Source organism: Streptomyces sp. ISL-66, assembly GCF_018614135.1.
In the GTDB taxonomy this organism is placed as follows: Bacteria; Actinomycetota; Actinomycetes; order Streptomycetales; family Streptomycetaceae; genus Streptomyces.
Genome location: NZ_JAGGOW010000070.1, coordinates 16,087 through 42,771 on the forward strand (window position 1 = coordinate 16,087; position 26,685 = coordinate 42,771).

23 protein-coding genes are annotated in these 26,685 nt (G+C 70.9%); 12 read left to right on the forward strand and 11 right to left on the reverse strand.

The features are described 5' to 3' along the window. Positions 1-85: 85 nt before the first annotated feature. Both J7E97_RS14505 and J7E97_RS14510 read right to left on the reverse strand, forming a co-directional pair. Entirely contained in the window at positions 86-1,762 is a 1,677-nt protein-coding gene (locus tag J7E97_RS14505; RefSeq protein ID WP_215026926.1) for an FAD-binding oxidoreductase, read from the reverse strand. 172 nt (positions 1,763-1,934) lie between these two features. After that, on the reverse strand, positions 1,935-2,597 hold the full coding sequence (locus J7E97_RS14510; protein ID WP_215026929.1) for a class I SAM-dependent methyltransferase: 663 nt from the start codon (positions 2,595-2,597) through the stop codon (positions 1,935-1,937). A gap of 329 nt (positions 2,598-2,926) precedes the next feature. Here J7E97_RS14510 and J7E97_RS14515 point away from each other — a divergent pair, with 329 nt between their 5' ends. The 3 genes from J7E97_RS14515 to J7E97_RS14525 all read left to right on the forward strand — a co-directional run bounded on the left by J7E97_RS14515 (position 2,927) and on the right by J7E97_RS14525 (position 5,839). Next, entirely contained in the window at positions 2,927-3,514 is a 588-nt protein-coding gene (locus J7E97_RS14515; protein ID WP_215026932.1) for a flavin reductase family protein, read from the forward strand. Continuing rightward, positions 3,511-5,100 (forward strand): 4-hydroxyphenylacetate 3-hydroxylase family protein, encoded by a 1,590-nt coding sequence (locus J7E97_RS14520; protein ID WP_215026935.1) that lies wholly within the window; start codon positions 3,511-3,513, stop codon positions 5,098-5,100. The genes J7E97_RS14515 and J7E97_RS14520 overlap by 4 nt, the downstream gene beginning before the upstream one ends. Before the next feature lie 73 nt (positions 5,101-5,173). Further along, positions 5,174-5,839, forward strand: coding sequence for an HAD family hydrolase (locus J7E97_RS14525; protein ID WP_215026938.1), 666 nt, complete (start codon positions 5,174-5,176; stop codon positions 5,837-5,839). On the opposite strand, the gene J7E97_RS14530 is transcribed toward J7E97_RS14525, so the two are convergent. After that, positions 5,820-7,043, reverse strand: coding sequence for a transcriptional regulator (locus tag J7E97_RS14530; RefSeq protein WP_215026941.1), 1,224 nt, complete (start codon positions 7,041-7,043; stop codon positions 5,820-5,822). The genes J7E97_RS14525 and J7E97_RS14530 overlap by 20 nt on opposite strands. A gap of 193 nt (positions 7,044-7,236) precedes the next feature. On the opposite strand from J7E97_RS14530, the gene J7E97_RS14535 reads away from it, so the two are divergent. The 4 genes from J7E97_RS14535 (at position 7,237) to J7E97_RS14550 (ending at position 9,425) form a co-directional block, all read left to right on the forward strand. Further along, a complete protein-coding gene (locus tag J7E97_RS14535) occupies positions 7,237-7,566 on the forward strand; it encodes a DUF6415 family natural product biosynthesis protein (RefSeq protein ID WP_215026944.1) in 330 nt (109 codons plus the stop codon). A 109-nt stretch (positions 7,567-7,675) separates the two neighbouring features. Beyond that, positions 7,676-8,230 (forward strand): hypothetical protein, encoded by a 555-nt coding sequence (locus J7E97_RS14540; protein WP_251054523.1) that lies wholly within the window; start codon positions 7,676-7,678, stop codon positions 8,228-8,230. Between the two features lie 34 nt (positions 8,231-8,264). Then, positions 8,265-8,483: a hypothetical protein gene (locus J7E97_RS14545; RefSeq protein ID WP_215026948.1), complete on the forward strand. Its 219-nt coding sequence runs from the start codon at positions 8,265-8,267 to the stop codon at positions 8,481-8,483. 198 nt (positions 8,484-8,681) lie between these two features. Then, positions 8,682-9,425 carry a class I SAM-dependent methyltransferase gene (locus J7E97_RS14550; RefSeq protein WP_215026951.1) on the forward strand — a complete coding sequence of 248 codons (744 nt, stop codon included), beginning with the start codon at positions 8,682-8,684 and terminating at the stop codon, positions 9,423-9,425. 119 nt (positions 9,426-9,544) lie between these two features. Here the strand turns inward: J7E97_RS14550 and J7E97_RS14555 are convergent, their stop codons facing one another. The 4 genes from J7E97_RS14555 to J7E97_RS14570 are packed head-to-tail and all read right to left on the reverse strand — an operon-like array spanning position 9,545 to position 13,954. Then, entirely contained in the window at positions 9,545-10,627 is a 1,083-nt protein-coding gene (locus tag J7E97_RS14555) for a bifunctional transcriptional activator/DNA repair enzyme AdaA (RefSeq protein ID WP_215026954.1), read from the reverse strand. Beyond that, the gene (locus J7E97_RS14560; RefSeq protein ID WP_215026957.1) at positions 10,627-12,012 is read right to left on the reverse strand and encodes a class I adenylate-forming enzyme family protein; all 1,386 of its coding nucleotides are present in this window, start codon (positions 12,010-12,012) and stop codon (positions 10,627-10,629) included. The genes J7E97_RS14555 and J7E97_RS14560 overlap by 1 nt, the downstream gene beginning before the upstream one ends. Before the next feature lie 29 nt (positions 12,013-12,041). Beyond that, positions 12,042-13,151, reverse strand: a complete 1,110-nt coding sequence (locus J7E97_RS14565; protein WP_215026960.1) for a 3-dehydroquinate synthase II — start codon at positions 13,149-13,151, stop codon at positions 12,042-12,044. Continuing rightward, complete coding sequence (locus J7E97_RS14570; RefSeq protein WP_215027037.1) at positions 13,148-13,954, reverse strand: 2-amino-3,7-dideoxy-D-threo-hept-6-ulosonate synthase; 807 nt, start codon at positions 13,952-13,954, stop codon at positions 13,148-13,150. Before J7E97_RS14570 ends, J7E97_RS14565 begins: the two co-directional genes overlap by 4 nt. 179 nt (positions 13,955-14,133) lie before the next feature. Between J7E97_RS14570 and J7E97_RS14575 the strand changes: the two genes are divergently transcribed. Then, positions 14,134-15,681: an FAD-dependent monooxygenase gene (locus tag J7E97_RS14575; protein WP_215026963.1), complete on the forward strand. Its 1,548-nt coding sequence runs from the start codon at positions 14,134-14,136 to the stop codon at positions 15,679-15,681. Between the two features lie 71 nt (positions 15,682-15,752). On the opposite strand, the gene J7E97_RS14580 is transcribed toward J7E97_RS14575, so the two are convergent. Continuing rightward, positions 15,753-16,706, reverse strand: a complete 954-nt coding sequence (locus J7E97_RS14580; protein ID WP_215026966.1) for a ScbA/BarX family gamma-butyrolactone biosynthesis protein — start codon at positions 16,704-16,706, stop codon at positions 15,753-15,755. A gap of 150 nt (positions 16,707-16,856) precedes the next feature. On the opposite strand from J7E97_RS14580, the gene J7E97_RS14585 reads away from it, so the two are divergent. Next, positions 16,857-17,471, forward strand: coding sequence for a ScbR family autoregulator-binding transcription factor (locus tag J7E97_RS14585; RefSeq protein ID WP_308346502.1), 615 nt, complete (start codon positions 16,857-16,859; stop codon positions 17,469-17,471). 90 nt (positions 17,472-17,561) lie between these two features. Beyond that, the gene (locus J7E97_RS14590; protein WP_285428194.1) at positions 17,562-18,335 is read left to right on the forward strand and encodes a glucose 1-dehydrogenase; all 774 of its coding nucleotides are present in this window, start codon (positions 17,562-17,564) and stop codon (positions 18,333-18,335) included. Positions 18,336-18,419: 84 nt separating this feature from the next. Here the strand turns inward: J7E97_RS14590 and J7E97_RS14595 are convergent, their stop codons facing one another. Beyond that, entirely contained in the window at positions 18,420-19,154 is a 735-nt protein-coding gene (locus tag J7E97_RS14595; protein WP_215026971.1) for a TetR/AcrR family transcriptional regulator, read from the reverse strand. Positions 19,155-19,512: 358 nt separating this feature from the next. Here J7E97_RS14595 and J7E97_RS14600 point away from each other — a divergent pair, with 358 nt between their 5' ends. Next, a complete protein-coding gene (locus J7E97_RS14600) occupies positions 19,513-20,181 on the forward strand; it encodes a response regulator transcription factor (protein ID WP_308346503.1) in 669 nt (222 codons plus the stop codon). A gap of 99 nt (positions 20,182-20,280) precedes the next feature. On the opposite strand, the gene J7E97_RS14605 is transcribed toward J7E97_RS14600, so the two are convergent. Next, positions 20,281-20,658 carry a helix-turn-helix transcriptional regulator gene (locus J7E97_RS14605; protein ID WP_215026976.1) on the reverse strand — a complete coding sequence of 126 codons (378 nt, stop codon included), beginning with the start codon at positions 20,656-20,658 and terminating at the stop codon, positions 20,281-20,283. A 593-nt stretch (positions 20,659-21,251) separates the two neighbouring features. Between J7E97_RS14605 and J7E97_RS14610 the strand changes: the two genes are divergently transcribed. Continuing rightward, positions 21,252-24,971 (forward strand): ACP S-malonyltransferase, encoded by a 3,720-nt coding sequence (locus tag J7E97_RS14610; RefSeq protein ID WP_308346504.1) that lies wholly within the window; start codon positions 21,252-21,254, stop codon positions 24,969-24,971. Between the two features lie 78 nt (positions 24,972-25,049). Here the strand turns inward: J7E97_RS14610 and J7E97_RS14615 are convergent, their stop codons facing one another. Next, the gene (locus J7E97_RS14615; RefSeq protein ID WP_215026979.1) at positions 25,050-26,642 is read right to left on the reverse strand and encodes an acyl-CoA carboxylase subunit beta; all 1,593 of its coding nucleotides are present in this window, start codon (positions 26,640-26,642) and stop codon (positions 25,050-25,052) included. Positions 26,643-26,685 lie beyond the last annotated feature (43 nt).

Here is a 26,685-nt window from a genome sequence, read left to right on the forward strand (position 1 = left end):
CGCGCGGCGGGCCGGGTCCGGAGGATCCGGAACCGGCCCGTGGGGAGGGGCGCGGCGCGGTGGGGCGCGGCGCGCCCGCGCGCGGTCAGGCGCTGGGCAGCTGCACGGACTGGGTGTGGCGGAAGAAGTTCTTGGGGTCGTACTTCTTCTTCGCCTGCTGGAGCCGCGGGTAGTTCCCCTTGTAGTAGAGGGTGCTCCACGGCACCGTGGACCGGTTGCGCGCCGGGTCGTTCAGGTCCGAGTCCGGGTAGTTGACGTAGCACCCGTCCGTGACGGCGTTGGGCACGGGCACGCCGCCGGTGTCGGCGTACGTCTCCTCGTAGCTCTCCCGGGTCCACGCGATGTACTTGGCGTCGTCGGACGCCTCGTTCCACAGCACCGACCACAGCATCTTGAAGGCCGCCTCCCGGTGCACGGCCGCCGTGTCGCCCTCGGCGACCGCGTTGGCCTTGCCGCCGTACGGGGTCAGCTGGATGTTGATCTTCGGGTTGTCGATGTCGGTCCGGGTGAGGTGCTTGTACAGCGCCTCGGCCTGGGCGAGCGGGAAGTTCGCCTTCATGTAGGCCGACTTGTACTCGGCCCGCAGCGTCGGGTCGTTGAGCTGCGAATTCGTCGTTCCGGCGAAGCGCGTGGCCTGGAGCCACGGCATCCGGCGCGGCTGGGCGAACTGCGGCATGGGAGCCACGTCGCCCATGGCCTCGGTCAGGGCGCCCTGCGGGGTGTCGATGCCCTGGTTCATGTACGTCAGGTAGTCGTTCAGCAGCTGCTGCGCGTTCGGGGCCGCCGCGTCGACCTGGGTGACCATGCCGATCTGGCCGTTCGACCGGTGGTTGAGCAGCAGGAAGCTGGTCACGAACCGGTTCGGGCTGTCCGGCCCGATGTTGGCGACGTGCCAGGACGCGTAGTTCTGCGTCAGGCGGACGAACTCTTCCTTCGTCAGGTCGCTCCACGCCCACGACACCGCGCTGAACAGCACCTCGGCCGGAGGCTTCGGCAGCAGCCCGCGCGGGTCGGTGCCGGTGGCGCCCGGCGAGCGGAAGTAGTAGCGGGTCACCACGCCGAAGTTGCCGCCGCCGCCGCCCGTGTGGGCCCACCACAGTTCGCGGTGCGGATCGGCGGCCTCCCGGGTGGCGTGGACCGTCTTGACCGTGCCGTCGGACGCGACCGTGACCACCTCGACGGCGTACAGGTGGTCGACGACCAGGCCGTTGCGGCGCACGAGCATGCCCCAGCCGCCGCCGGAAACGTGCCCGCCCATGCCGACCGAGTAGCAGATGCCGCCGGGTATGGTCACGCCCCAGGCCGCGTACAGCTTGGAGTACACGTCCAGCAGGGTCGCCCCGGCCTCCACGCAGATGGCGTTCTTCGCGGGCTCGTAGTACACGCCGTTCATGTTCGACAGGTCGAGCACGATCTGCGTGGAGGAGTTGTAGACGAAGTCCTCGAGGCAGTGCCCGCCGCTGCGTATCGTCACGCGCTTGTTGTTCCGGAGCGCCTCGGTGATGATCGGTGCCACCTGCGAGGGCGAGTCGATGACCTTCACCGACTCGGGGCCGGCCACGTAACGGGCGTTGAGCGCGCGGACCAGGTCCGGGTACTGCTGGTCGGCGGAGGTCACCGAGACCGGTCCGACCGTGGTGGACGTCGTCGCGACGGCGGTGGCGCCGGCTGCGGGGTCCGCCGCGACGGCCGTCCCCTCCAGACCGAGTGCGGTGGCTCCGCCCGCGGCGGTCGCTCCGATGAGGAAGCGTCTTCTGTGCATCCCGGCTGGGTACTGCGACATGGTCATACCTTCTCGAGAACTCGGACGTCGGGGGTCTGTGGACAGGTGCGGGGGGCCGGCGCCCGGGTCGGCGCTCGGGCCGGTGAACGTGTCGGCGCTCGGGCCGGTGCTCGGGCCGGCGCCGGGGTCAGCGCCGGGGTCAGCGCCGGGGTCAGCGCTTGAGGGCGAAGGTGAGGCCGTCGGCGAACGGCAGGACGCTCAGCTCCACCCGCTTGTCGTCGCGCACCTTCGCGTTGAACTCCCGCAGGGCCGTCGTCTCCGAGTCCTGCTTCGTCTCGTCGAGCACGGCGCCGTGCCACAGCACGTTGTCCACCACGACCAGGCCGCCGGGGCGCAGCAGCGTCAGCGCGGCCTCGTAGTAGGCCCAGTAGTTCTCCTTGTCGGCGTCGATGAAGACGAAGTCGAAGGAGCCGGCCGCGCCCTCCTCCAGGAGCAGCGCGTCGAGGGAGGCGCGGGCGTCACCGATGCGCAGGTCGACCTTGTCCGAGACCCCCGCCCGCTCGGCGAAGTCCCGGGCGATGGCGGTCCACTCCTCGCTGATGTCCAGCGCGGTCACGCTGCCGCCCTCGGGCAGCGCCAGCGCCGTGGCGAGCAGGCTGTAGCCGGTGAAGACACCGACCTCCAGGGCCTTCTTCGCGCCGATCGCCTTCACCAGCAGGGAAATGAACTGGCCCTGCTCGGGTGAGATCTGCATGAGCGACAGGGGCAGCTCCGAGGTCTTCACCCGGAGGTCACGCAGTACGTCGGGCTCACGCAGGGAAATGCTGGCCACATAGTCCTGCAGAGCCTCGTTGACATCTACTTGGATTCGCATTTGGGGACCCCTAGGTCTGTACGGGCGGCAGCGGATTCGGGCAGAGATTTCCGGAACACGTCAGTGCGGTCACGCGCCAGTGCGGCTTCGGCCACGCTCCCTGACGACCTGCGGCAACGCGCAGGAAACAGCAGAAAGCTAGAGCGGGAACTCGTCATCCGTCAAGCGCTCCGAACGGCCCGTATTTCCCTGTACTGATTCTTCAGCGCCTCCTGGAACAATGCCCGCGTGGCGGCAGTACTGCGCCATTGTTCATAACCCGATCCTTTCAAATGCAGCGGAATGCGATTTCCCGGTTCTTGCGCTCGTTTCCCGTCCAGGAGGACTCCGTGAGCCTTGCGCAGCGCGCGCTGAGGAACTGCCTGGGCCAGTTCGCCTCGGGCGTCACCGTGGTCACCACCGCGCGGGACGACGCCGTCTACGGCGCCACCGTCTCCGCCTTCACCTCGGTCTCGCTCGATCCGCCGCTGGTCCTGGTGTCGCTGGACCGCCGCAGCCGCACCTGCGAGCGGCTCGTCGGCGCCCCCTTCGGCATCAACGTCCTCGCCGCCCACCAGCGCGACCTCGCCTGGCTGTTCGCCGGCCGGGGCGACCTGGCCGAGGCGCCGGACCTCAGCTGGGGCGACGACCTGGCGGCGCCGCGCATCGAGGGCGCCGTCGCCCACTTCTCCTGCGTTCCCTGGGCCTCGTACGACGGCGGGGACCACGTCCTGCACGTCGGCGAGGTCGTCGCCTTCGACGCGCCCGGCGGAGAACCCCTCGTCTTCCACTCCGGGGTGCTCGGCGAATTCCGCCGGCCCTCCGAAGGCGCCGCCTGGACCGGCTCGCTCGACGGGCCCGCCCACGGCTGGGCGGCGGCCTTCGCAGGCCACCCACCACTCACAGGTTCATCGACCGGACAAGGAAATAGGACATGACGCTCCCGAACGGCGACGCGCAGCCGAGCGGCCCCGAGGCCGCCGAGGCCCCCGTGACCCGCCCCATGACCGGCGATGAATACCTGGAGAGCCTGCGCGACGACCGCGAGATCTACCTCTACGGCGAGCGCGTCAAGGACGTCACCGCCCACCCCGCCTTCCGCAACTCGGCGCTGATGACCGCGCGGCTCTACAACGCGCTGCACGACCCGGCCAAGAAGGACGTGCTCACCACCCGCACTGACACCGGCAGCAACGGCTACACCCACAAGTTCTTCCGTACCCCGCGCAGCGTGCAGGACATGGTGGAGGACCGCGAGGCGATAGCCGAGTGGGCCAGGATGACCTACGGCTGGATGGGCCGCAGCCCCGACTACAAGGCCGCGTTCCTCGGCACCCTGGGCGCCAACAGCGACTACTACGCCCCCTTCGAGGACAACGCCCGCCGCTGGTACAAGGAGTCCCAGGAGAAGGTCCTCTTCTGGAACCACGCGATCATCCACCCGCCGGTCGACCGCCACCTGCCGACCGAGGAGGTCCAGGACGTCTTCGTGCACGTGGAGAAGGAGACCGACGCGGGTCTCGTCGTCTCCGGGGCGAAGGTCGTCGCCACCGGCTCGGCCATCACCAACTACAACTTCATCTCGCACTACGGCCTGCCGCTGCGCGACAAGAAGTTCGCGCTCGTCGCGACCATCCCGATGGGCTCGCCCGGCCTGAAGCTGATCTGCCGCCCCTCCTACGCGGCGGCCGCCGCCGTCATGGGCAGTCCCTTCGACTACCCGCTCTCCAGCAGGCTCGACGAGAACGACACCATCTTCGTGCTGGACAAGGTGCTCATCCCCTGGGAGAACGTCTTCCTCTACGGAGACGTCGACAAGGTCAACGGCTTCGCCCCGCAGTCGGGCTTCCTGGAGCGGCTCACCTTCCACGGGGCCATCCGCCTCGCCGTGAAGATCGACTTCATCGCGGGCCTGCTGCTCAAGGCCGTCGACATGACCGGCAGCAAGGACTTCCGCGGCATCCAGGCCCGCGTCGGCGAGGTCCTGGCCTGGCGGAACATGTTCTGGGCGCTCAGCGACGCGGCGGCCCGCAACCCGCAGGAGTGGAAGGACGGCGCGCTGCTGCCGCGCCTCGACTACGGCATGGCCTACCGCTGGTTCATGACCATCGGCTACCCGCGGATCAAGGAGATCATCCAGCAGGACGTGGCCAGCGGCCTGATCTACGTCAACTCCAGCGCCGAGGACTTCTCCAACCCGGAGATCCGCCCCTACCTCGACAAGTACGTCCGCGGCTCCAACGGCTACGACTCGGTCAGCCGGGTCAAGCTGATGAAGATGCTGTGGGACGCGGTCGGCTCCGAGTTCGGCGGCCGCCACGAGCTGTACGAGCGCAACTACTCGGGCAACCACGAGCAGGTCCGCACCGACATCTTCCACGCGCAGGCCGCCAGCGGCCAGCTCGACGGCTACCGCGGCTTCGCCGAGAAGGCCCTGGAGGAGTACGACCTCGACGGCTGGACCGTCCCGGACCTCGACTCCTTCAAGGAGCTGCGGGAGCACCGCAAGAACATCTGGAGCTGACGGGCAAGTACGCCCCTCCCGCACGGGCGGGAGGGGCGTCCCGTGCGTCCGGGGCCGTGGCTAGGCTCTCCACATGACGATTCGCGCTGTGGTGTTCGATGTCGGTGAGTGCCTCGTGGACGAGACCCGGGAGTACGGCACGTGGGCCGACTGGCTCGGAGTGCCCCGGCACACGTTCGCGGCCATGTTCGGCGCCGTGATCGCCCAAGGACGCGACTACCGCGAGGTTTTCGAGCCCTTCAAGCCCGGGTTCGACCTGGCCGCCGAACGGGAGGCGCGGGCCGCGGCCGGCAAGCCCGAGTGGTTCGGCGAGGACGACCTCTACCCGGACGCTCGGCCCGCCCTCGCGCAGCTCCGTGCGGACGGACTGTGGCTCGGGATCGCCGGGAACCAGACCGTGCGCGCAGGCGGGCTTCTGCGCGAGCTGTTCGCGAAGGACGTGGACCTGATCGGCACCTCGGACGATTGGGGTGCCTCGAAGCCGGACCCCGAGTTCTTCGAGCGCGTCGCCGCGGTCGTCCCCGCCGAACCGTCGGAGATCCTCTACGTCGGCGACCGCGTCGACAACGACCTCCGCCCCGGCAAGCAAGCCGGGATGCGTACCGCGCTCGTCCGCCGGGGCCCGTGGGCCACCATCCAGTGGGACACTGTCGAGGCCCGCGAACTGCCGACCTTCCGCATCGAGAGCCTCGCCGAGCTCTCCCCCCGCATCGCCGAGTTCAACAAGCGAGCGCGCTAACGACGGCCCCCCAGCCGTAGAGCCGGTCGTCGAGGTCGCGGACGTACTGCTCGTGCTCCCACGGGCCGAGTGCACGCCGCACCTCACGGACCCGCTCCAACCCTGTGGCGTACCAATGGGTTTCCAGCAGCTCCAGCGCGCGCAGGGCGTACCGGGCCGCGTCCTCCGGGCGGCCGGCGGCGGCCTCCACCGCACCAAGGTCACCGAGGATGACCGTGCGCTGTTTGTCGGCATCGCCCGGTAGCTCGGCCAGCACGTGAAGGAGCGTCTCGCGGGCTTGCGGCAGGTGCCCGGCAGTCAGCTGCACGTTGCCCTTGAAGGCGGCGAGCCGGATCGGGCTGAACCAGTCCATCCACTCGGGCGTGGGCTGGCTGTCGGTGCCCTCGACGACTGTCTCCCCGTGAGCGATCAGGTTGAGGGCTGCTCGCGCGTCTCCGCAGCGGGTGGCGCACTCCGCCTCGACGGCGTCGAGCCAGGCCACGAAGTGGCCGCCGGCCTGTCCGCGTCGGGCGTAGGTTCGGGCTGCGATCATGCGCTCTTTCGCGGCCGGGTGCTGGCCTGCCCATCCGGGGATGAACGCCATATGGGCAAGGACCGCGGCGCCGAGCAGGGCATCGTCGGCTTCCCCGGCGGCTTGAAGAGCGCGTACCCAGGTGTCGCCGGCACGGTCGGGTTCACGGAGGTCGAAGAACTCGATGCGGCCCGCGAGCAGCCAGCTCTCAGCGAGGGCAGCGGCAAGGGTCTGGCGCGTACGGCCTGTGGTTGCCTCGAGGAGCTGGTTCCCGAGAGTGGCGTGCGCTGCGACGGCGGGGTGCAGTATTGCGGGGGTCACGGTCCAGTAGAGCCGACGGTGCGCGCGGGTCACGGCGAGGAAGTCGGCCCCGGCGGTGGCTGGCTGCGGTCCGCTGGGGGTGCGGAGAGGGCCGCGGTTCGCGGGCGCGATGAGGCTTGCCGCCGCCTGGGGCCCGGTGCCGGATGGCACATTGAAGCCGAGTTCGTCGAGCGGGCGGCCGAGCAGGTCGACAAGGGCTTGCCGCACGTCGGGCTGAGGCAGGGGTGGGTTCTCTGCCTCGTAACGGCGAGCCTGGCGCAGGCCGATGTGGATCCCGCGCCCTGCGAGGGCGTCGACAAGCTCCTGCTGAGTCCGGTAGCCGGCGGCCTGGCGGGCCGCCCTGAACCGCGCGTTGCCGGTGGGTCGGATCATTCCAACTCCCCTAGTGACTAGGTTTCCTGACCTACTGTCTCAGGAAGCCCTCTTGACTGCCAGAGTTCACCAGGGTCGAGCCCCAAAGCCCTATTCGAGGGCTCGGAAAGACCGCTTGAAAGTCCTCGTAATGGGACTTCCATGGGTCCATGGTGTCTCTCACCACCCGCTGACGACGGTAGGGAGCAACGGCATGATGCCCCAGGCCCAAATGATCGAGGAGCTCGTACGGAGGGCGCTGGCCCCCTACGACCAACGGCCCGATGCCCGGGGCGTGGCGCACCTGGTCGACGACCTCATCACCGCCGGCCAGGAGCTGTACGCCGCGGTGTCGCGGATCCCGGCGGGTCTACGGACCGAGCGCGCGGGAGCCGCCCTGGCCGAGTGGACGTACTTCCTCGACGCGGGCCCGCTGGGCCACGGCGATCACGCGAACTGGAACCACGCCCGCGGCCTCGCCCGCATCATCCGGGCGATGGCGTCGACACTCGACGAGCAGCAGCGCCGGGCCGGCGCCCGGTGAACGAGCCCGCCCGCCAGCTCCTCTACGCACTGATCGTGCTCGGCCTCCTCACCGCCATCCTCGTCGGCATCCACTGACCCGCACCTCCTGCAAACGACCGGGGAGACACATGTCCAGTCCCACGCCCCCACCGCCGTGCATCACCCGGCCCGGAGACCCGAAGCCCTCGACCGCAGGCACGGCCGCGAACCCGCGCGCGCTGCTCGGCGACGCCGAGTTCAACGGGGTGCTCCAGACCGTCCTCGACAACAACCCGGGCATGGACGTCTCCACGGCTTCCCGGATCGTCGTCGAGGCCCTCAAATTCACCGCCGCGGCAGCCCGGTTCCCCACGGTGAGCATCGCCCCGACCCGTGAGGTCGACGAGGGCTGGCACGCCCTCATCCTCCACACCCATCTGTACGCCAGGCTCTGCCGGCGGCTCGGCCGGTTCGTCCACCACTTCCCCGAGCGGCCCGACCCGTCCCGCCACGACCCCGACGTCATGACCCGCACGATCGCGCTGATCGAGCGGGCCGGGTACACGCCCGACGCCGGACTGTGGACGGGCCCGAGCAAGGCCCTCATATCCGTCGCCGCGAACTGCTCGCACACTCCGGTACCCGGCGGCTGCGGGCCGATCAACCCGGGGAACTGTGCGACGCACGGTGGCGACGGCACTTAGGCTCCCAGCCACGCACGACGGAGAGGTGAGGGCGATGGACGCGGAAGAAGCCCGGCAGTTGGACATCACGCTACGACGGTTCGGCATCCGGGGGGTCGTCGCGCCGCAGGATCCGGAGAACCCCGCGGGCACCTGGGCGGTGTACGACGAAGCCGACCCCGACAGCCGTCGCGACATCACCACCGACACCCTCGCCGCCGTCGCCCGTGCGCAGGGCCCCACCCGGGGCTTCGTCATCCCCGTGGCGGGCTAGGCCCAGCCCCTCCCTCCCCCGGTCGAAACCGCAGGCCCGCCTGTGTGGGAGGCCGGGGCGGTGTCGTCATTTTCGTGGTTTCCGCCAAGCCTGATGGCCTGCCAGGTTGGGAGAGACTGCCAGCCAGAGGCCGGGGCCGCCCCGATCGCCGGCGGCCGGCGCCGATGACATGGTGAAACACACGGGGAGGACGGCACGATGAGTGCGCAGCAGCAGTACGACGAGATCGGTGAGGCGTACGAGGGGTTCAAGGCCCTGCCTCTGGAGCAGTACGCGGTGGTGCCCGGTTTCCTCGCCCTGGTCGGGGACGTGCGCGGCAAGTCGGTCCTCGACCTGGCCTCCGGCACCGGCTTCTACAGCCGTGAGTTCAAGCGGCGCGGCGCCACGGACGTGCTCGGCATCGACATCTCCGGCGAGATGGTCGCCGTGGCACAGAAGCTGGAGGAGCACGATCCGCTGGGCGTGCGCTACGAGGTCGGCGACGTGTCCGCGCTGCGGACCTTCGAGCAGCCCTTCGACGTGGGCCTGGCGGTCCAGCTGCTCAACTACGCGCCGGACATCGCCACCACCGAGCTGATGTGCCGCAACATCCACCGGAGCCTGAAGCCCGGTGCCGAGCTGTTCCTGCTCAACCAGTCGCCCGACTTCCGATTCGACGGGCCGTCCCCGGAGAGGTACGGCTTCCGCAGCGAGCTCACCGGCGACGAGGTCGAGACCGGACCGCAGGTCCGGACCACGGCGCTGCTCGACCCGCCCGTCTCCTTCGTCGCCAACCGCCCGCGCCGCGAGGTCTACGAGGACTGCCTGAAGGCGGCCGGTTTCAGTGAGCTGACCTGGGTCCCGGTGGAGGTGTCCGAGGCCGGCGTACGCACGTTCGGCGCGGACCACTGGGCGGACCTCTACGCCAACCCCCCGCTGGAAATGCTGCGCTGCCGCGCCTGACGACCTGCCCCTCTCCCGCACGGGGGCGACCCGAATTGCTCGGGTTTCCGTCGAGTCCGTCGAGTCCGTCGAGCCCCGCCGTCCCGATGACGGGCGACGGGCCTCGACGGGTACGGAGCTCAGCCCGCCCGGAGGGTGGGGAGTGGGTCGGGTTTTGCCGTGGGGTGGGGGGTGGGTAGCGGGGTGAGTTCCTGGCGGATTCGTTCCCGCAGGCATGTCCGCAGGGCGGTGGGGGGTAGCAACTCGCGGCCCGAGTCGGGGAGTTCGGCGCGGGACAGGGCCTGTGCGACGAGTTCCCCGAGGGCCGGGTCGTCCTCGTCGTGGCAGGCGTGCGGGAAGAGGGCCGTCAGGCGGGCGCGCAGCCGCGCGGCGTCCGGGCCGCCCCCGGCGTCCGAGAGCACGGCGCACACGCCCTTGGCGGTGGCGGCGACCAGCACCGGGCCCAGCGACGTGGTGCCCACCGCCGACCGGATGCGCACCCCGGCGCCGCCCGCGCGGAACTCCTGCGGGGTCATGCCGAGGATCGCCGAGGAGGCGGCGTAGAACTGCCCGTTGGAATTGAAACCGGCCTGGTAGATGGCGTCGGAGACGGTCCGGGCGCCGATGAGCTCGGCGCGGACCCGCCGGGCGCGCACGGCCGTCCAGTAGGCGTACGGGGTCACGCCCGTCAGGGACTTGAACATGCGGTGGAAGTGGAAGCGGCTGTAGCCGGCCGACCGGGCCACGGCGTCCAGGTTGGGGGGCGTCAGCGCCCCGTCCATCAGCAGACAGGCGCGGGCGACGGTGTCGGCGTAGTAGCGGTTCAGCTCGGGCTCGTCCGGATGGCAGCGCCGGCACGGGCGGTAGCCCAGGGCGCGGACCTCCTCCAGCGAGGAGTGGAACTCGACGTTCTCCCGGCGCGCGAGGCGCGCCACGCACGACGGCCGGCTGTAGATGCCGGTCGTCCGCACGACGTAGTAGAACTTCCCGTCCGCCGCCCCGTCCCCGTCCCGCACCGCCCGCCAGCGCTCCTCGTCGGTCTCGTACGCGGACGTCGCGGCGCCGCCGGACGTCGCGGCGCCGGAGGTCGTGGCGCCTGAGGTCCCGGCGCCTGAGGTCCCGGCGCCTGAGGTCCCGGCGCCTGAGATGGCAGCGCCGGAAATAACGCCGCCGGCGGCCGCCGCGTCGGGCCGTACCGCCGGGGGAACGGTCAGCACGCGCATCACCGCCTCCTTCCCGTGGGGCCCGGCGGGGGCGCCCAGCCCCGGGCGTGCAGCCGGGCCCGGTCGCGCAGCACCTTGCCGCTGGCGGAGCGGGCCAGCTCGGGCACCACGTGGAAGCGCCGGGGCGCGGAGTGCTCGCCGAGGAACCGGCGGCACCAGTCGGACAGTTCGGCCGGACGCAGCTCCTCGGTGCCGGCGACGTGGGCCTCGACGGGATCCGGGCCGCCCAGCACCACCGCGTCGGTGACGTGCCGGTGGGCCCGCAGCACCGCCTCGATGTCCAGGAGGTCGGCGCCCGAGGCGGTCCGCCCGGCCCGCCCGCGCAGCCGCAGCGCGCCCGTCGCCGGATCGCGGGCGACCAGGTCGTGGGTGGAGAGCCAGCCGCCGTCGAGCGGCGAGGCCTCGTAGGGATAGGGGGAGCGCGCGGCCCGTACCTGGAGGACTCCGCCCGCGATCCGGGTGCGCACGCCGGGCACCGGCACGCCGAGCGTCCCGGGACCGTGCGTGCCCGCGAGGTCCGTGGCCACGATGCCCGTCTCCGTCGTGCCGTAGGCCTGGCCGACGAGGACGCCGTAGCGCCGGGCGAAGGCCCCGGCCGTCTCGCCGGCCAGCGCGTCCCCGCCGGACACGGCGAGGCGCAGCCGCGGCAGGCGCACCCCGGCGGGGGCGCCGGCGAGCAGCGCGAAGTGGTCCGGGCGGCCCAGGACGACTTCGCTGCGCCGCGCCGCGGCGACGAGCGCGCCCGGGTCCCCGGAGGCCGGGAACACCACGCACGCCCCGGCCGCCAGGGCGTGGAGCACCCCGCCGATCAGCGCGAACGAGTGGGCCACCGGCTCCAGTACGGCCACCCGCTCGCCGGCCCGGGGCATCAGCGGCAGCCGGCCGAGCCGGTGCACCTCGGTCAGCAGCGAGTCGGCGGTGCGGCCCGCCGCCTTGGGGCGGCCCGTGGTGCCGGAGGAGAACTGGACCAGGCAGTGGTCCGTGCGCGGTGCCCGGCCGCCCGGCCTCGGCCGCACCAGGACCTCGCACTCGGGGACGAACACGTCCTCCTCGCGGCGCAGCGCGCCCAGGGTCACCACGTACTGGGGATCGCTCAGTTCCAGCAGCGCCTCCCGCTCCGCACGACCCAGGGAAGGCTCCAGCAGGATCACCTGCGCGCCGATCGACCACAGGGCGAAGACCGCCCACAGGTGGGTGAAGCTCGGCGATCCGTGCAGGGCCACGGAGGCCCCCGGGCGGATCCCGTGGAAGGTCAGGGTCCGGGCCAGCCGTGCGGTCCGGACGCGAAGGGTCGCGAAGGACACCGCGTCGTCCGCCCGCGCCCAGTCCGCTCCTGGGGCAGCGGCGGCGAGGAGTTCGGCGCCCCACCAGCCATCGTCGCTCATCGTCTCTCCGGGGGCCGGCGTATGCGGGCTTACTTCTCGACGCAGAACTCGCCCACGGGCCAGCCGACGTGGCGCTTGTCGGTGGCGACGTGGCCGAGCACCTTGTCGCCCTGCTTGAGCTCCGTCACGTTCAGGACGCTCGCGCCGGGGCCGAGGACCCGGACGTGCCAGTCGTCCTGCACGATGAGGTTGACCTCGACGCCCTCGGGGGACGTGGCCTTGATGCTCAGCAGCGGACGCGACTCGAGCTTGATCCGGCCGACGACGATGCGGCGGGTACGGCCGTCGGCGCCCACGGCGAGGACCGGGCTGCCGGCCTTCAGCTCGCTCAGGTAGTTCGTCCGGTTGTCCTGCCCGAAGACGTAGCTGTGCAGGGCGCCCGCGTTGATGCGGAACGGACGGGTCGGCATGTAGGGCAGCGGGTGCGTCTCGCTGACGCACAGGATGTACCCGTGCGCGTAGCTGCCGATGAGCATCCCCTCGTCCTTCTCGAAGTGCGAGGTGGTGTCGATGCAGACCCGGTCGCCCAGACCCAGGTGCTCGATCGAGTCGACCGTCAGCGTGGTCAGGTTCAGGTCGGGCGTCTTGACCCGCAGGGCCTCGACGAGCTCGAAGACGTCGTTGGAGTTGCGCGGGGAGAGCAGGACGCCCTCCGAGCCCTTCTCCAGGACGTCGATGATGACCTTGGCCTCTTCCAGGTTGTCGGCCTGGCAGATCAGCTGGCCCGGGGCGCGGTCCGCCGCGGCGATCACGATCTCCAGCGGGATCTTCGTCGGGTCCTTGAACTGGACCACCGTGTACGGCAGCGCGATCGCCGTGTCACAGGCCAGCGTCAGGGTCGGGTCGTCGGTGACGTTCACCAGCCCGGCGATGTCCTTCTCGCCCGCCTGGTGGCGGGAGCGCAACTCGTTGAGCTGGTCGTTTCCGGTCACCTCGCGTAGCACGATCAGGTCGTCGAGGCCCTGGTTCTCGGGGCGTTCGGCGCCGATCAGGATGCGCTTGACCGTGGTGGGCAGCGTGGCCAGCACCTCGGGGTCGCTGCCGACGATGCCGTCGACCCGGGCGTGGACGGCCGCGTCGATGACCGCCTCGCGGTGGGCGGCGGGGACGGAGCGGAGGTCGATCCAGGCGAATTTCACAAGGCACCTGCCAGTTCGGGATGAGGCTCGGGCTCGCCCGCGAGCCCATGGCCGTGGATGATCGCGGCCAGCTTCTGGACCGCTTGCTTCGGGGAAGGGCTGTTGAACACGCGACGGCCGACGGCCAGACCGGCACAGCCGTTGGCCATCGCCGACACGGCGAACGCGGTGAGGCTCTCCTCGGACCCGCCGCCGCCGGCGACGATGATCGGCAGAGGGGAACTCTCGACCACCTCCGCCATCCGCTCCGGCGGGGCCGCGAGGACCGTCTTGACGATGTCGACGCCGAGATCGGCGGCGATGCCCACCACGTGCGCTATGAGATCGGGACGGGTGGGGTCGGTCACCCGGGGCCCGCGTGGATAGATCATGGCCACCAGCGGCATGCCCCAGCGTTCGCAGGCTGCCGCCACGGTCCCGAGGTCGCTCAGCTGCTCGGCCTCGGTGTCCGAACCGATGTTGACGTGGACGCTGACGGCGTCCGCGCCCAGTCGTACGCACTCCTCGACGTCTCCGACGAGGACCTTCGCGTTGACGTCCGGGCCGTGGTTGGTGCTGGCGCTGAGGTGCACCACGAGCCCTGTGTCGGTCAGCAGGGCCGGAGGGATCATCCGGGCCCTGCCCTTGTGCACGACGACGGCGTCCGCGCCGCCTCCCGCGATGTCCGCGACGAGGTCGGCGAATCCCGCTGCTCTGACGATCGGCCCGTCGGAAACAGAGTGATCGAGCGGGATGAACAGATACCGGCCGTCACCTCGGCGGGACAACCGCGCCATGCGCAGTGCCTTCCCGGTCAGCGGCATGCTCGTCATGACACGCCCCTTCGTTCGCGACAGCTCTGTCTCATGGCTGCACTCTCGCAAGGGCCGCTGAAGGATCGAGCCAAGCCGCCGCGGGGCCCGCGGCCGCCCGCCGGTGCGGCAACTCCCCCGCCCCCGGCGGTGTTACCTCCTTGAAAGCAGCGCCGATGAGGGAGGCACCCATGGATGCCGGACAGGACACCGCGACAGCCGGCGTCGACACGGAGGTGGCCGTGGTCGGCGGCGGGCCGGTCGGCACCCTGCTCGCCCGCGAACTGGCCCTGCTCGGCATCGGCGTGACCGTGCTGGAACAGCTGGCGGAGCCGAACGGCATCTCCAAGGCGAGCACCCTGCACGCCCGCACCGCGCAGACGCTGGACCGCCGCGGACTGCTGGACGCCGTACAGCCGGGCCGCCACGTGGCGTCGCGCGCCGTCCGGGGCCCGGTCGGCTTCCACTTCGGCGCCCTCTTCGACCTCGACCTGTCACAGGTCGTCGAGGAGGGCCCGGTGATCGTGGGCAGCCCGCAGGCCTGGGCGCAGGAGGTCTTCGCGCGGGACGCCGCCCGGCTCGGCGCGCAGGTGGTACCCGGCGCCGAACTCGTCGGCCTGGAGGAGCACGCCGACCACGTGAGCCTGCGCGTCCGCTCGCCGCGGGGCGCCGAACGCACCCTCACCGCCCGCTGGGTCGTCGGCGCCGACGGCGCGCGCAGCGCCGTGCGCAAACTGAGCGGCATCCGCTTCCTGGGAGCCGGGCCGACCGTCGCGGCGCTCATGGGCGAGGTACGGCTGCTCGACCCGGCGGGGGCCCCCGGCGGCTGGCAGCGCACCCCGCGCGGCTGGACGCTGCTGTGGACCAACCCGTACGGGCTGAGCCGCGTGTGCACCTACGACTTCAGGGGCCCGCACCAGGACCGGCACGCGCCCGTCACCATCGACGAGCTCCGCGGCGAGGTCGAGCGCATCGCGGGCCGGCCCGTCCCGATGGACAGCCCCGCCTGGATCTCCCGGTTCAGCGACGCCTCGCTCCAGGCGGAGCTGTACCGCAAGGGCCGCGTCTTCCTCGCGGGCGACGCCGCCCACGTGCACTTCCCGGCCGGCGGCCAGGGCGTGAACCTGGGCCTGCAGGACGCGATCAACCTCGGCTGGAAGCTCGCCGCCGAGATCCGGGGCTGGGCGCCCGCCGGACTGCTCGACACCTACCAGAGCGAACGCCACCCCATCGCGGCCGCCGTCCTGCACAACGTACGGGCCCAGGTCGCCCTGATGGACCCCGATCCGCGCACCGACGCGCTGCGCGAACTCTTCTCGGAGCTCATGCACTTCGACGAGGTCAACGCCCACCTCAGCGCCATGATCACGGGCACCGCCGTGACCTACGGGGTGGGCGCCCGCCGCACGGACCCGCTGGCCGGCCGGCTCGTGCCCAGCCTGCCGCTGAAGACCCCCGACGGCCCCACCACCCTGGCCGAACTCCTGCACGGCGGCCGCCCGCTGCTCCTGGACCTGGCCGGCCACCTCGGGCTGCGCACCCTGGCCGCGCCCTGGGCCGACCGCGTGGACGTGGTGACGGCCACCGCCGCGAGCGACGCCTGGGGGACCGGAGCCCTGCTGCTGCGCCCCGACGGCTACGCGGTCTGGTCCGCGCTGGGCGAGGCCGCGGACGCCGAGGAACTGCGGCTCGCCCTGACCCGCTGGTTCGGGCGGCCCGCCCGGCCGCGCGCGGAGTGAGGCGCGCGCGGCCGGTACGGGGCCCTGCGTCATCCCGGGGGGACGCGGGGCCCCGGCACCGGCCCCGGCCGTCAGCCGTGCAGCGGCGCCGTGGTCACCAGCGCGGAGAAGACCGGGCGGCCCTCCTGGGTCGCGCCGACCCGTACCCGCGCGCGTCCCGCGCCGTCGGGCGCGGCGGGCTCCGCCGTGACCGTGCAGCGGCGGTCGAACTCGACGTACCGGTGAAACTCGGTCTCGAAGGCGACGGCCGCCACCGGCCGATCCGAGCAGGCGTGCGCGGCCTGGACCGCGGCCTCCAGCAGCACCATCCCCGGTATGTGGTCGTGCGGGTGGTCGAACAGGACCGGGTGGTCGACGTCGACGCGCAGCAGCCACTCGCGGTCCGAAGCCGTCGGCGAGAGGACCACGTCGCGCTCGTGTCCGCGTCCCACCAGGGTGGCCGGCACCGGCGGGGTGAGGGGCAGCGCGCGGGCGAAGGCCTGGGCCGCCTTCGCGTAGGTGCCGCGCAGCCGGTCGTAGACGGCGGGCGGATGGGCGCTGTAGCGGAGCTCGGCGGCGCCGATCCGCCGCCCGCCGCGCAGGGCCTCGACCTCGGAGGTGAGGTGGACGGAGCCGAGGCGCCGGCGCTTCACGGAGAGGTGGCTGATCAGCAGGGTCACCGCTTCGAGCGCGGGATCGGGGGTGATGGCGAGCGCGTCGGGGTCGACGCGGGAGGAGAAGTGTTCCCAGCCGGTCCGGTGCGTGAGGGGTATGCCGTGCACGCTGCGGGTCAGCAGCGCCAGCGCCTGGCGCAGGCTCTCGGTGAACAGCAGGGGGCTGTAGCGCCCGTTCGCCGTGTAGAAGGAGTGGTCGCGCGGCCACCGGACGGTGACCCGCTGGACGGTGTCCGAGACCGGGCTCCAGTCGGTGACCAGCGCCTCGCTCGGCCTGGACTTGCCGACCAGGGATTCGAGAGCCGGGCCCTCTAGCGGTGCGCGGGAAGTGGCCGTACTGGGTTGGCTGATGTTCCTGGTACCTGCTGTCATGGTGACGTTCCCCCTGGAATGCTTGCAGAACGGGTGGTGCGGTGACGTGCGGGGTCCACGATCCACCCGACATGCATAAAATAGAGAATGTTTTTCTTTTGGTGAAGTCCAATCTGATGAAGAGCGGGTGGGCACGTGGCCGTGCGGGCAGTGAAACAGGAACGGGCTGAGCGGACCCGCGCGGCGCTGATCGAGGCCGCGTCCGAGGAGTTCGCGGAGCAGGGCTTCGCGGGCACCAGTGTGATGAAGATCGCCGACCGGGCGGGCGTGACCTTGGGGGCGGTGTACTTCCACTTCCGCAACAAGGGGGAGCTGGCCCGCCACATCGTGGCCGGGCAGCCCGAGCTCGTGGTGCCGCCGCACGCGTCGCGGGGGCTCCAGCACGCCGTGGACGTGACGCTCACCTGGGCGTGCCAGCTCCCCGAGAGCGCGGCCCTGCGGGCGGGGGCGCGACTGGTGTGGGAGCAGGAGCAGTTCACCGCGGCCGAGGAAAACTCCCACCGGCAGTGGACCGAGATCATCGTGGAGGACATGCGGACCGCGCGGTCCATGCGGGAGCTGAAGGCCGGGACCGATGTCGACGCGCTCGCCCGGGTGGTGGTCAACGCCTGTACCGGCGCCCAGATGCACTCCTTCGTCGAGAGCGCCCACGCGGACCTGCCCCGGCGCGTCCAGGAGATCTGGGAGTTCCTGCTCCAGGCCGTCGCCGTGCCGAGCGCCGTCAAGCGCATCGAGCTCGACGAGGCCCGCGGCCGCACGGCATGACGGTCTGACACCGGGGCGGGGGCCCGCCACCTGAGGACTTTGGAAACCCGCTCCCGTGGGGGACGCGGAAACGTACGGGGAGAGAGCACGATGGAACACGCAACGGGGATGCTCCACGGCAGGACCGTCATGATCACGGGGGCTTCCAGCGGCATCGGGGCGGCGGCCGCGCGGCTGTTCGCCGCCGAAGGCGCGGCGGTGGTGCTGATGGCCCGCCGCAAGGACCTGCTGGACGAACTCGTCGACGCGATACGGGCCGGGGGCGGCCGGGCCGAGGCGGTGGCCGGGGACGTGACGGTCCCGGCCGACGCCGAACGCGCCGTCGCCCGCGCCGTCGAGGCCTTCGGGGGACTGGACGGGGCGTTCAACAACGCCGGGTGGGGAACGATGGGAACCGACCTGCACGAGACGGACGACGCCGTCTACGACCGGATCATGGACGTCAACGTGCGCGGCGTCTGGAACTGCATGAAGCAGCAGCTCCCGGTGATGCTCCGGCAGGAGAGGGGCGGGGCGATCGTGAACACCTCCAGCACCGCGGGCCAGTTCGCCACCGGGGCGCTCGCCCCGTACGTGGCGGCCAAGCACGCCGTGCTCGGCCTGACCCGGGCCTCGGCGGCCGAATACGGGCAGCGCGGCATCAGGATCAACGCCCTGATGGTGGGCGCCACCCGCACCGAGCTGATGGAAGGCGCCATCCGCGAGCTCCCGCACCTGGAAGAGGTCTCGACGGCCAGGGCCGTGCAGCGGCGCCTCGCCGAACCGGTGGAGGTGGCCCGCGCGGCCGCCTGGCTGCTCAGCGACCAGGCCTCGTTCATCACCGGCGGCGCGGTCCCCGTGGACGGCGGCTGCAGCGCGGTCTGACCGGGAACGACCTGAACGAACCGACCGCGGCGCCGGGGCGGGCCGACCCGCCCCCGGGCCGCGGCCACCACCCCCGTCCCGGTATTACGGCGCGGACGAGCCGCTCGGCCGGTCGCGGCCGTCGGTGTCGGCGTCCGGGGTCCTGTCCGCGGTCGGATCCGCGGCGGTGCCGGCGTCCGCGGCGGTGCCAGTGTCCGAGGTCGCGTCCGCCTGTCCGCTCAGGACGAGGTCCCAGATCCGGGCGAGCTGCGCGGCGGTCCGCCCGTCGGGCTCTTCCTCACCGCCGGCCCGCCGCCGTACGTCGGCCTCCACGCCGGCGATGAGATGGGTGGCCAGGGCGGCCAGCGCCCACCGGTCGGCGCCGGGGTCCACCTGGAACTCCCTGCCGCCCGCCGCCCGGAAGCCGTCCCCCTGCGCGCCCAGGCGCCGCAGGCGTTCGTGGACCGTCGGCACCCAGGCCGATGTCCAGTCGGGCCCGCACCCGGGCCGCTCCCTGGTCAGCCGCGCCGCGGCGCGCACACAGGCCTCCTGCTCCAGCAGTCCGGCGAGCGCGAGGGTCAGCGCGACGACCGACGGAACCGGTGCCTCCTCCCGTACCCGCAGCCGTTCCACGACGGCCACGGTGATCTCGTGCCCCTGGGCCCGGACCACCTCCGCGAGCTCCTCCTTGTTGGGGAAGTGGAAGGTCAGGGCCCCCATCGAGATCCCCGCGGCCCGCGAGATGCGGACCAGGGACGCTCCCGTGTACCCGCAGCGGTCGAACTCGCATGCGGCGGCGGACACCAGCGTCCGCCGCGTCCGGGCGGCCCTCTCTTGCATCCCTGCGCTCCTTCCGTGGCAGCACGGGGCGGCCGGTCGTCGAGTGGACGGGTCATCGCCCACTGTGGGTGGGTTGTAGTTTAAAAAAAAATGCACTCATTATTATTTAGCCATACTGAGGGACGTGCGGGTGCGCAGGACGCACCGCGCGACGACCGCCGGAGGGGGCGCGGGGAGTGGGGGAGGCGCCTGCGGGGGCGTCGCGTCCCCAGGGGCGCGACGTGCGGGCCCCCGCCAGGGGGGCGGCTCCCAGCCCGGGCTTAACAAAAAACAAAAAACATACTATTGTTTATCTTCGTACGGAGGGGGAGGCATGGTTTCGGGGGAACACCTACCGTATCTCAGCAAGGTCGCCGAGGTGCTCAAGATTCGTGTGCTGGTGGTCGAGGGCGACGCCGCCACGGCCGAGGAGAGGGTCCGGTACCTGCAAAGACAGGGCTACTCCGCGACCAGCGTGGGGACCGGGGACGAGGCGTTGCGTGCGTACCGGCAAGCGGACTTGGTCGTGCTCGACCTCGACCTTCCGGACATCGACGGCCTGGAGGTCTGCAGATCGATCCGGGAAGCGGGGGACAAGCCCGTCATCGCCGTGACCACGCGTGACACCGAGCTGGACCGGGTCCTCGCCCTCCAGGCCGGGGCGGACGACTGCGTGCTCGCCTCGTGCGGAGTGCGCGAGATGGCGGCGCGCATCGAAGCGGTGATGCGGCGGACCCACGCCCGGTCCGAGTCCACCCGGAACATCTCCATGGGCCCGCTCCACATCGACGGCAGGTCCCGGGAAGTCCGCCTGCACGGCGGGCCGGTGAACCTGACGGCCAAGGAGTTCGAGCTGCTGCACATCCTGGCCTCGGAGCCCGAGAACGTCATCTCCCGCAAGGAGCTGATGGACAGGGTGTGGGAAACCAGCTGGGCGGACTCCAGCCGCACCATAGACACGCACGTGAGCAGCCTGCGCGCCAAGCTCGGCGCCGGCTCGTGGGTCATCACCATCCGGGGCGTCGGCTACCGCATGGGCCACGGGTGAACCCGCACCCGCCCGGACCGCGGATGGACCCGCCCGTGCCGCCGCCGGGCCCCGGTGCCCACCCGCGGGACGCGCGGGCCGGCCGGGCGGCGGGCTCGGTCAGGGCCGGGCGGATCCCGTCAGACCCATGTCCCCACCCATGTCCCCACCGATGTCCCCGATGTCGCGGCCGAGCTGCTCGATGAGCCGGGCGATGCGCTCCTCGTCGCGCCGGTAGTGGGTCCACTTGCCGACGCGTGCGGAGCGGACGAGGCCCGCGCGTTCGAGTACGGCCATGTAGGCGGAGACGGTGGACTGTGCCAGACCGGTCTTGGCCTGGATGTGGCTGACGCAGACGCCGACCTCGTTGACGGGGAAGTGGTCCTCGGGCGTGCGCAGCCACTGCAGCACCTGGAGCCGCACGGGGTTGGCGAGCGCCTTGAGGGGTTCGATCAGGGTCGTGAGGTCCCCTGTCGCGGGCGTGTCGTGTGTCGTCATCGAGCCTTCTCGGGTGGGCGCAGGACGGTCTTGATGTATCGAGGCTAAGCGATGCGTCACCGTCGGCGGTCGGGGGCGGGCGTGGACCCGGCTTGACAAGATGCATCGAAGTATGGCGATACTACGATGCGTTGACTTCACCGGTGCCCGGCCCTCGTGCCCGGCGTCCCGGCCATTGCCGCCGAATACGGGGTTCTTCTTCCTGTCGGATGGGTTGTCGACGAAAAGACAGAATGAGACGTCAAGAGGAATTCGGTCGGACCGGGAACCGTCCAGAACCGTCCGATCGATACATCAGGACCGCGCGGCCTTCGGGCTCGCACGGTCCTTTTTTTGTTTCGCCAAAATGACGGACCTGTGTCCATTGAAAAGTCTCTGACCTGCATCTTTGACAGGGCTCTGACATCTCTTGACGTTCCTTGATAACTCTCTTGCTCGTCCTGTAAAGACGTAAACAAGCCTGAATCTGAATGCATTGAATCAAGCCTGGCCGTTGGACAGACTTCTTCCTGTCATCCGATGGAAAGCGTCGGACGCATTGCCCGAATCCCGTTCCGTGGGAATGCAATCAACGCGAGAAGGCGACGATTCACGTGTCCAGCTCCAGCTCCCCCGTCCAGCCGTTCCCGACCACCCCGTACCGGCCCGCCCTCGTCGAGGACATCCTCAGCACCAAGGACCGCGTACGCGTGGCCGGCTTCTTCCCCGGCCTGGGGAGCCGGGCCTCCTACCGGGACCTCGGCCGGTCCCTCCTCGACTCCGGCATCCCCGAGATCACGGGCATCTACCAGGAAGCCGCCCGTGCCCTCGGCTTCCCCACCCGGCCCGATCTGCTGCTCGCGGCGTCCGAGAACCTTCCCGAGGGACAGATGGAGCGTCAGGGCTTCATCGGGGCGGCCCTGCTGGTGCACAGCCTGGTCCTGGACGCGTACCTGCGCGACCGCGCCGAGAAGAACGGGACGCCGCTCGACTTCGTCGCCTACACGGGCGAGAGCTTCGGCGTCCTGACGGCCGCGGTGGCCAGCGGCTCCCTGTCCGTCTTCGACGGCGTGAAGATCGCCAAGGCGTTCACCCCGCTGATGCTGCTGGCGGCGGGCGGCGAGCGCACCGACGAGGCGTACGCCCGGAACATGGCCTGCTACCTGCCCGAATCCGTCCTGCGGGCACCCCTGGTGGCGGAGCCCTCCCACGTGGTCGCCCTGCGGGCGCAGAGCCCCGACGCCCTCGCGACGGTCCTGGCCGCGCTGCGGGACGCGTTCCCGGTCACGGACGTCGAAGTGCACAAGGCCTACTCGCCGACCCAGGCGAACCTGTACGTGCGCACCGGCGTCAAGACCTACTTCGACCGGTTCGTCGCCGCCGCGCCGGGCCTGGAGACCGAAGAGCTGAAGGACCCGACCTTCTTCCTGGCCCACTCCGCGCGGATGCTGCCCGCCCGCCGGGCACTGGAGAAGTTCATCGACGTCCAGCTGGTCCGGTTCGCCGAGCCCCGCGTCCCGGTCGTCTCGAACCACGACACGTCGCTGCTCACCACGGCGGCCGGCATCCGCGAGGGGATCCTGGCCATGACCGACCGGGTCATGGCGTCCCGGGACACCTGCGAGACCATCGACAGCCTCGACGCGGACATGGTCCTGGAGCTGGGCCTCGGCAACAAGTCCGCCCGCCTGCTGAAGGACAACCACACCGACGCCCCCGTCCTGGCCTACACGGGAACCCCCGAGGACACCGACCGGTTCCTGCACGCGCTCGGCGTGGTCGACGGCCTGATGACCGACCTGGAGAAGCTGTACGCCTCGGGGGAGGAGCTGCACACCGGGCACTACGACTCCCTGCGTGAGCTGTTCCGCCTCGCCGCCGGATCCGAGTTCTGGGACGATCACTTCTCCCGCACCCTCGGACGCGTCATCACCGCGGAGATGCTGTGCCCCGCCCGGGAAGGCGCGGCCTCGTTCTACGCGTTGCTCGAGGTCTTCCAGCACACCCGCGAGCACCGGGATCACATCGCCCTGGACCGGGGCGAGCTGGTCACCAAGGCGCGCCTGAAGAAGCGTTTCACCAGCGAGGATCCCGAGCTCGTCGGCAAGGCCTACGCCGAACTCCGCGTCATCGACCGCGAGGGCCGTGCCACGACGCGGACGCTGGACACCGACCGCCCCGAGGTGGTCGTCTTCCACTTCGACGCACTGGCCGACCTCGACGAGGAGGAACTCGCCCGCAGGACCCAGCTCCTCCTCGACACCGAGCCCGCCGCCCTCCAGGCGTACGACCAGATGCTGAAGGCCCTGCGCGGCGGCGGGCGCGCCGGCCGCGTGGACCACCGCATCGTCTACCCGTACCTGCTCTTCCAGGCCCTCGTCCGCAACCGGCCCGCGCTGTTCGCGCAGAGCGACCACTACCTGGAGGGCAGCGACGCGCTCGGCTGGCTCGTCACCCTGGCCGTCTCCGGCGCCATCTCACTGACCGAGGTGGTCGCGCTGGCCGCGGCGCGGCTGCGCGACGACGCCGTGGAGCTGGTGCTCGGCGGCCTCACCGACGCCGCGATCTCGGTGATATCGCCCGAGGGCGTGCCCGTGCAGTCCAAGAAGGACCTTCAGGACGCGACCCGCTCGGTGCTCCGGGGCAGCACCCTGAACACCGAGGTGCGCCGGATCCACCTCAACGGCAACTGCCAGGTCATCTCCCTCGGTTCGGACCTGGAGGCCACCGCCCTCGACCTCGGCCCCTACCACGGGCACGTCATCCGCGTCGATGAGCCGGCCGAGGCCTGGAGGAAGCGGATCAGCCCCGCCCTGGACCGCTTCGAGTACGCCTGCGTCCTCGCGATGACCGTCGAGAACGAGCGCGTCCTGGAGAACGCCCGGAGCCGCAAGGTGCTCTCCAGCACGGTCTGCGCCTACGTCGAACCCGGCGAGACGATCGTCAACTTCGGCAAGGGCGGCAGCGAGTCCATGACCGTCTTCGTCCGCAAGGAGGGCGAGGAGCGCGTCAGAGTGCGGAAGATACTGAGCGAGTCCCTGACGACCGCGCGGTGGAACCCGGACGGGCACGGCGTGATGCTGCCGCCGTTCGCGAAGGCCAAGAAGCAGGCCGAGTTCCTGCACGCGCTGCCCGCGCCGGTGCGCGACCACTTCCCCGAGGCCTTCGCCACCCTGGAGCGGGAGATCCCCGTCCCGTCCCACCTGCGCGCGCAGGGCCGTACCGGCTACCGCGAGGTCATCTACGAGATGAGCTACGTGGAGGGCGAAGAGGTGAGCCGCTTCGTGGAGAAGCACGTACCGCCGCCGGCGGTGGTCGCCCGGCTCTACGAGCAGGTCATCCGCGTGCTGAACGAGAACGTGCACAGCGTGGGCCGGGTCCCGGCCCCGGGCGAGACGCTGGAGACCTCCTACTTCAGGAAGATCGAGGACCGGCTGGACCTGTGCCGCCGCACGGCGCCGCAGACCTTCGGCGCGCCTCTCCTCGACTCCGAGCGCATCGTCGTCAACGGCGTCTCCTACCTCAACCACTCGGCTCTGCTGGAGCGTTTCCGGGCCGCCCCCGAGTTCCTGGAGATGCTGGAGCCGGCCTTCCACTCGCTCGTCATGGGCGACACGAACACCGAGAACATCAAGATCACCGACAGCGAGCCGCTGCTGCACGCCCAGCGGGTGATCGAAGCCGGGGCGCCGCGGGAGGAGATCGACGCGGCACTGGCGGCCATCACCCCCGACTCGCTGGGGATCAAGTTCCTCGACCCGCGGGCGATCGGCTACAAGAGCGACGGCGAGGACACGCGCGACGACGCGATGTACGACAACAAGCCGTGGCACAACTCCATCGGCCACTACGACGAGATCCACTTCGAGCAGTTCACGATGCGCGTGGACGTGGCGGCGGGCAGGACCCCCCGCGTCGACATCGCGTTCCTGGCGGACAACCCGTACCAGCGGGCCTACCGGGTACGGGACGTGGTCCTCACCGGGGGCACGGTCGACCACGCGGCTCCCGAGGGCATGGAGGACTACTTCGCGCCCGTGATGACGGCCGCGCTCGGGCTCGACGACCCGGACTGCGCCTACCTGAGGGACGACCCGTACTGGCTGGTCCGGTTCGTGTTCATGATGGGGCAGCACTTCACCGCCATGCCTCCGTTCCACTTCCAGAAGGAGCTGGACGGCACGCTGATGGACACCTACCAGACCCAGCGCCGCCCCGTGGCGATCTACTGCGAGGGCATCAAGTGGCTCAACTGGGCCCTGCAGATGCTGGAGGGCACCAGGACCGAGTTCCTGGGCATCGCCGTGGCGCCGCGGCGGCGCCCGGGCAACTGATCCCCCGGCACCTGCCCGCCCGGTGACGCGTGCCGCGGTTCCCCCTCCCGGGGGACCGCGGCGGCGCGCACCGCGCGCTCACACCGGCTGGTTGCCGTGCTTGCGCTCCGGCAGCGAGGCCTGCTTGGCCCGCAGCATCGCCAGCGAGCGGATCAGTACCTGCCGCGTCTCCCCCGGATCGATGACGTCGTCCACGAGCCCGCGCTCGGCGGCGTAGTACGGATGCATCAGTTCGGCCTTGTACTGCTTGACGAGTTGTTCCCGTGTCGCCTCCGGGTCGTCGGAGGCGACGATCTCCTTGCGGAAGACCACGTTCGCCGCGCCCTCGGCGCCCATCACCGCGATCTCGTTGATGGGCCAGGCGAAGGCGAGGTCCGCGCCGATGGACCGCGAGTCCATGACGATGTACGCCCCGCCGTAGGCCTTGCGGACGACCAGGGAGATCCGCGGGACGGTCGCGTTGCAGTACGCGTACAGCAGCTTGGCTCCGTGCCGGATGATCCCGTTGTGCTCCTGGTCGACGCCCGGCAGGAAGCCGGGCACGTCCACCAGGGTGAGCAGCGGGACGTTGAAGGCGTCGCAGGTCTGGACGAACCGGGCGGCCTTCTCCGAACCGTGGATGTCCAGAACGCCGGCCAGGGCGGCCGGCTGGTTGGCGACGATGCCCACGACGTGGCCGTCGAGCCGGGCGTAGGCGCACACGATGTTCTGCGCCCAGGCCTCGTGCACCTCGAAGAACTCGCCGTCGTCGACGATCTCCCCGATCACCTTGCGCATGTCGTACGCCTGGCCCGGGTCGGCGGGCACCACGTCGGCCAGGCCGTCGGTGCGGCGGTCGGCGGGGTCGTCGCCGCGGACGACCGGCGGCAGCTCGCGGTTGTTCTGCGGGAGCATCGAGAGCAGGTAGCGCACGTCCTCGAGGCATTCCTCCTCGGTGTCGTACGCGAATCCGGCGACGCCGGAGACGGAGGCGTGCACGTCGGCGCCGCCCAGGCCGTTCTGCGTGATCTGCTCACCGGTCACCGCGCGGACCACGTCCGGCCCGGTGATGAACATCTGCGAGGTCTCGCGCACCATGAACACGAAGTCCGTGAGCGCCGGGGAGTACGCCGCCCCGCCCGCGCACGGTCCGAGCATGACGCTGATCTGCGGGATCACCCCCGAGGCGCGGGTGTTGCGGCGGAAGATGCCGCCGTATCCGGCGAGGGCGCAGACCCCCTCCTGGATGCGGGCGCCGGCGCCGTCGTTGAGGGAGACCAGCGGGGCGCCGGCCTTCTCGGCCAGGTCCATCACCTTGTGGATCTTCTCGGCGTGCGCCTCGCCGAGCGCGCCGCCGAAGACCCGGAAGTCGTGCGCGTACGCGAACACCGTGTTGCCGTGGACCTGGCCCCAGCCGATCACGACGCCGTCGCCGTGCGGTCTGCGGTGCTGCAGGCCGAAACCGGTGGCCCGGTGCCGGCGGAGCGGCTCGATCTCCGTGAACGTTCCCTCGTCGAAGAGGAGGTCGAGTCGTTCGTAGGCGGTCAGCTTGCCCTTGGCGTGCTGCCGCTTCGTCGCTTCGGGGTCCGGACCGCGGCTCACCTCGTCCTTCAGCCGGTTGAGTTCTGCGGTGGACCGGTGCAGGCTCGGCGAGGGAGCGAGCGTGGTCAGCAGTTCGTCGAAGGTCGTCATCGCCCCAAGCTAGGAACGACCCCTCAAAGACGTCGGCACGTCC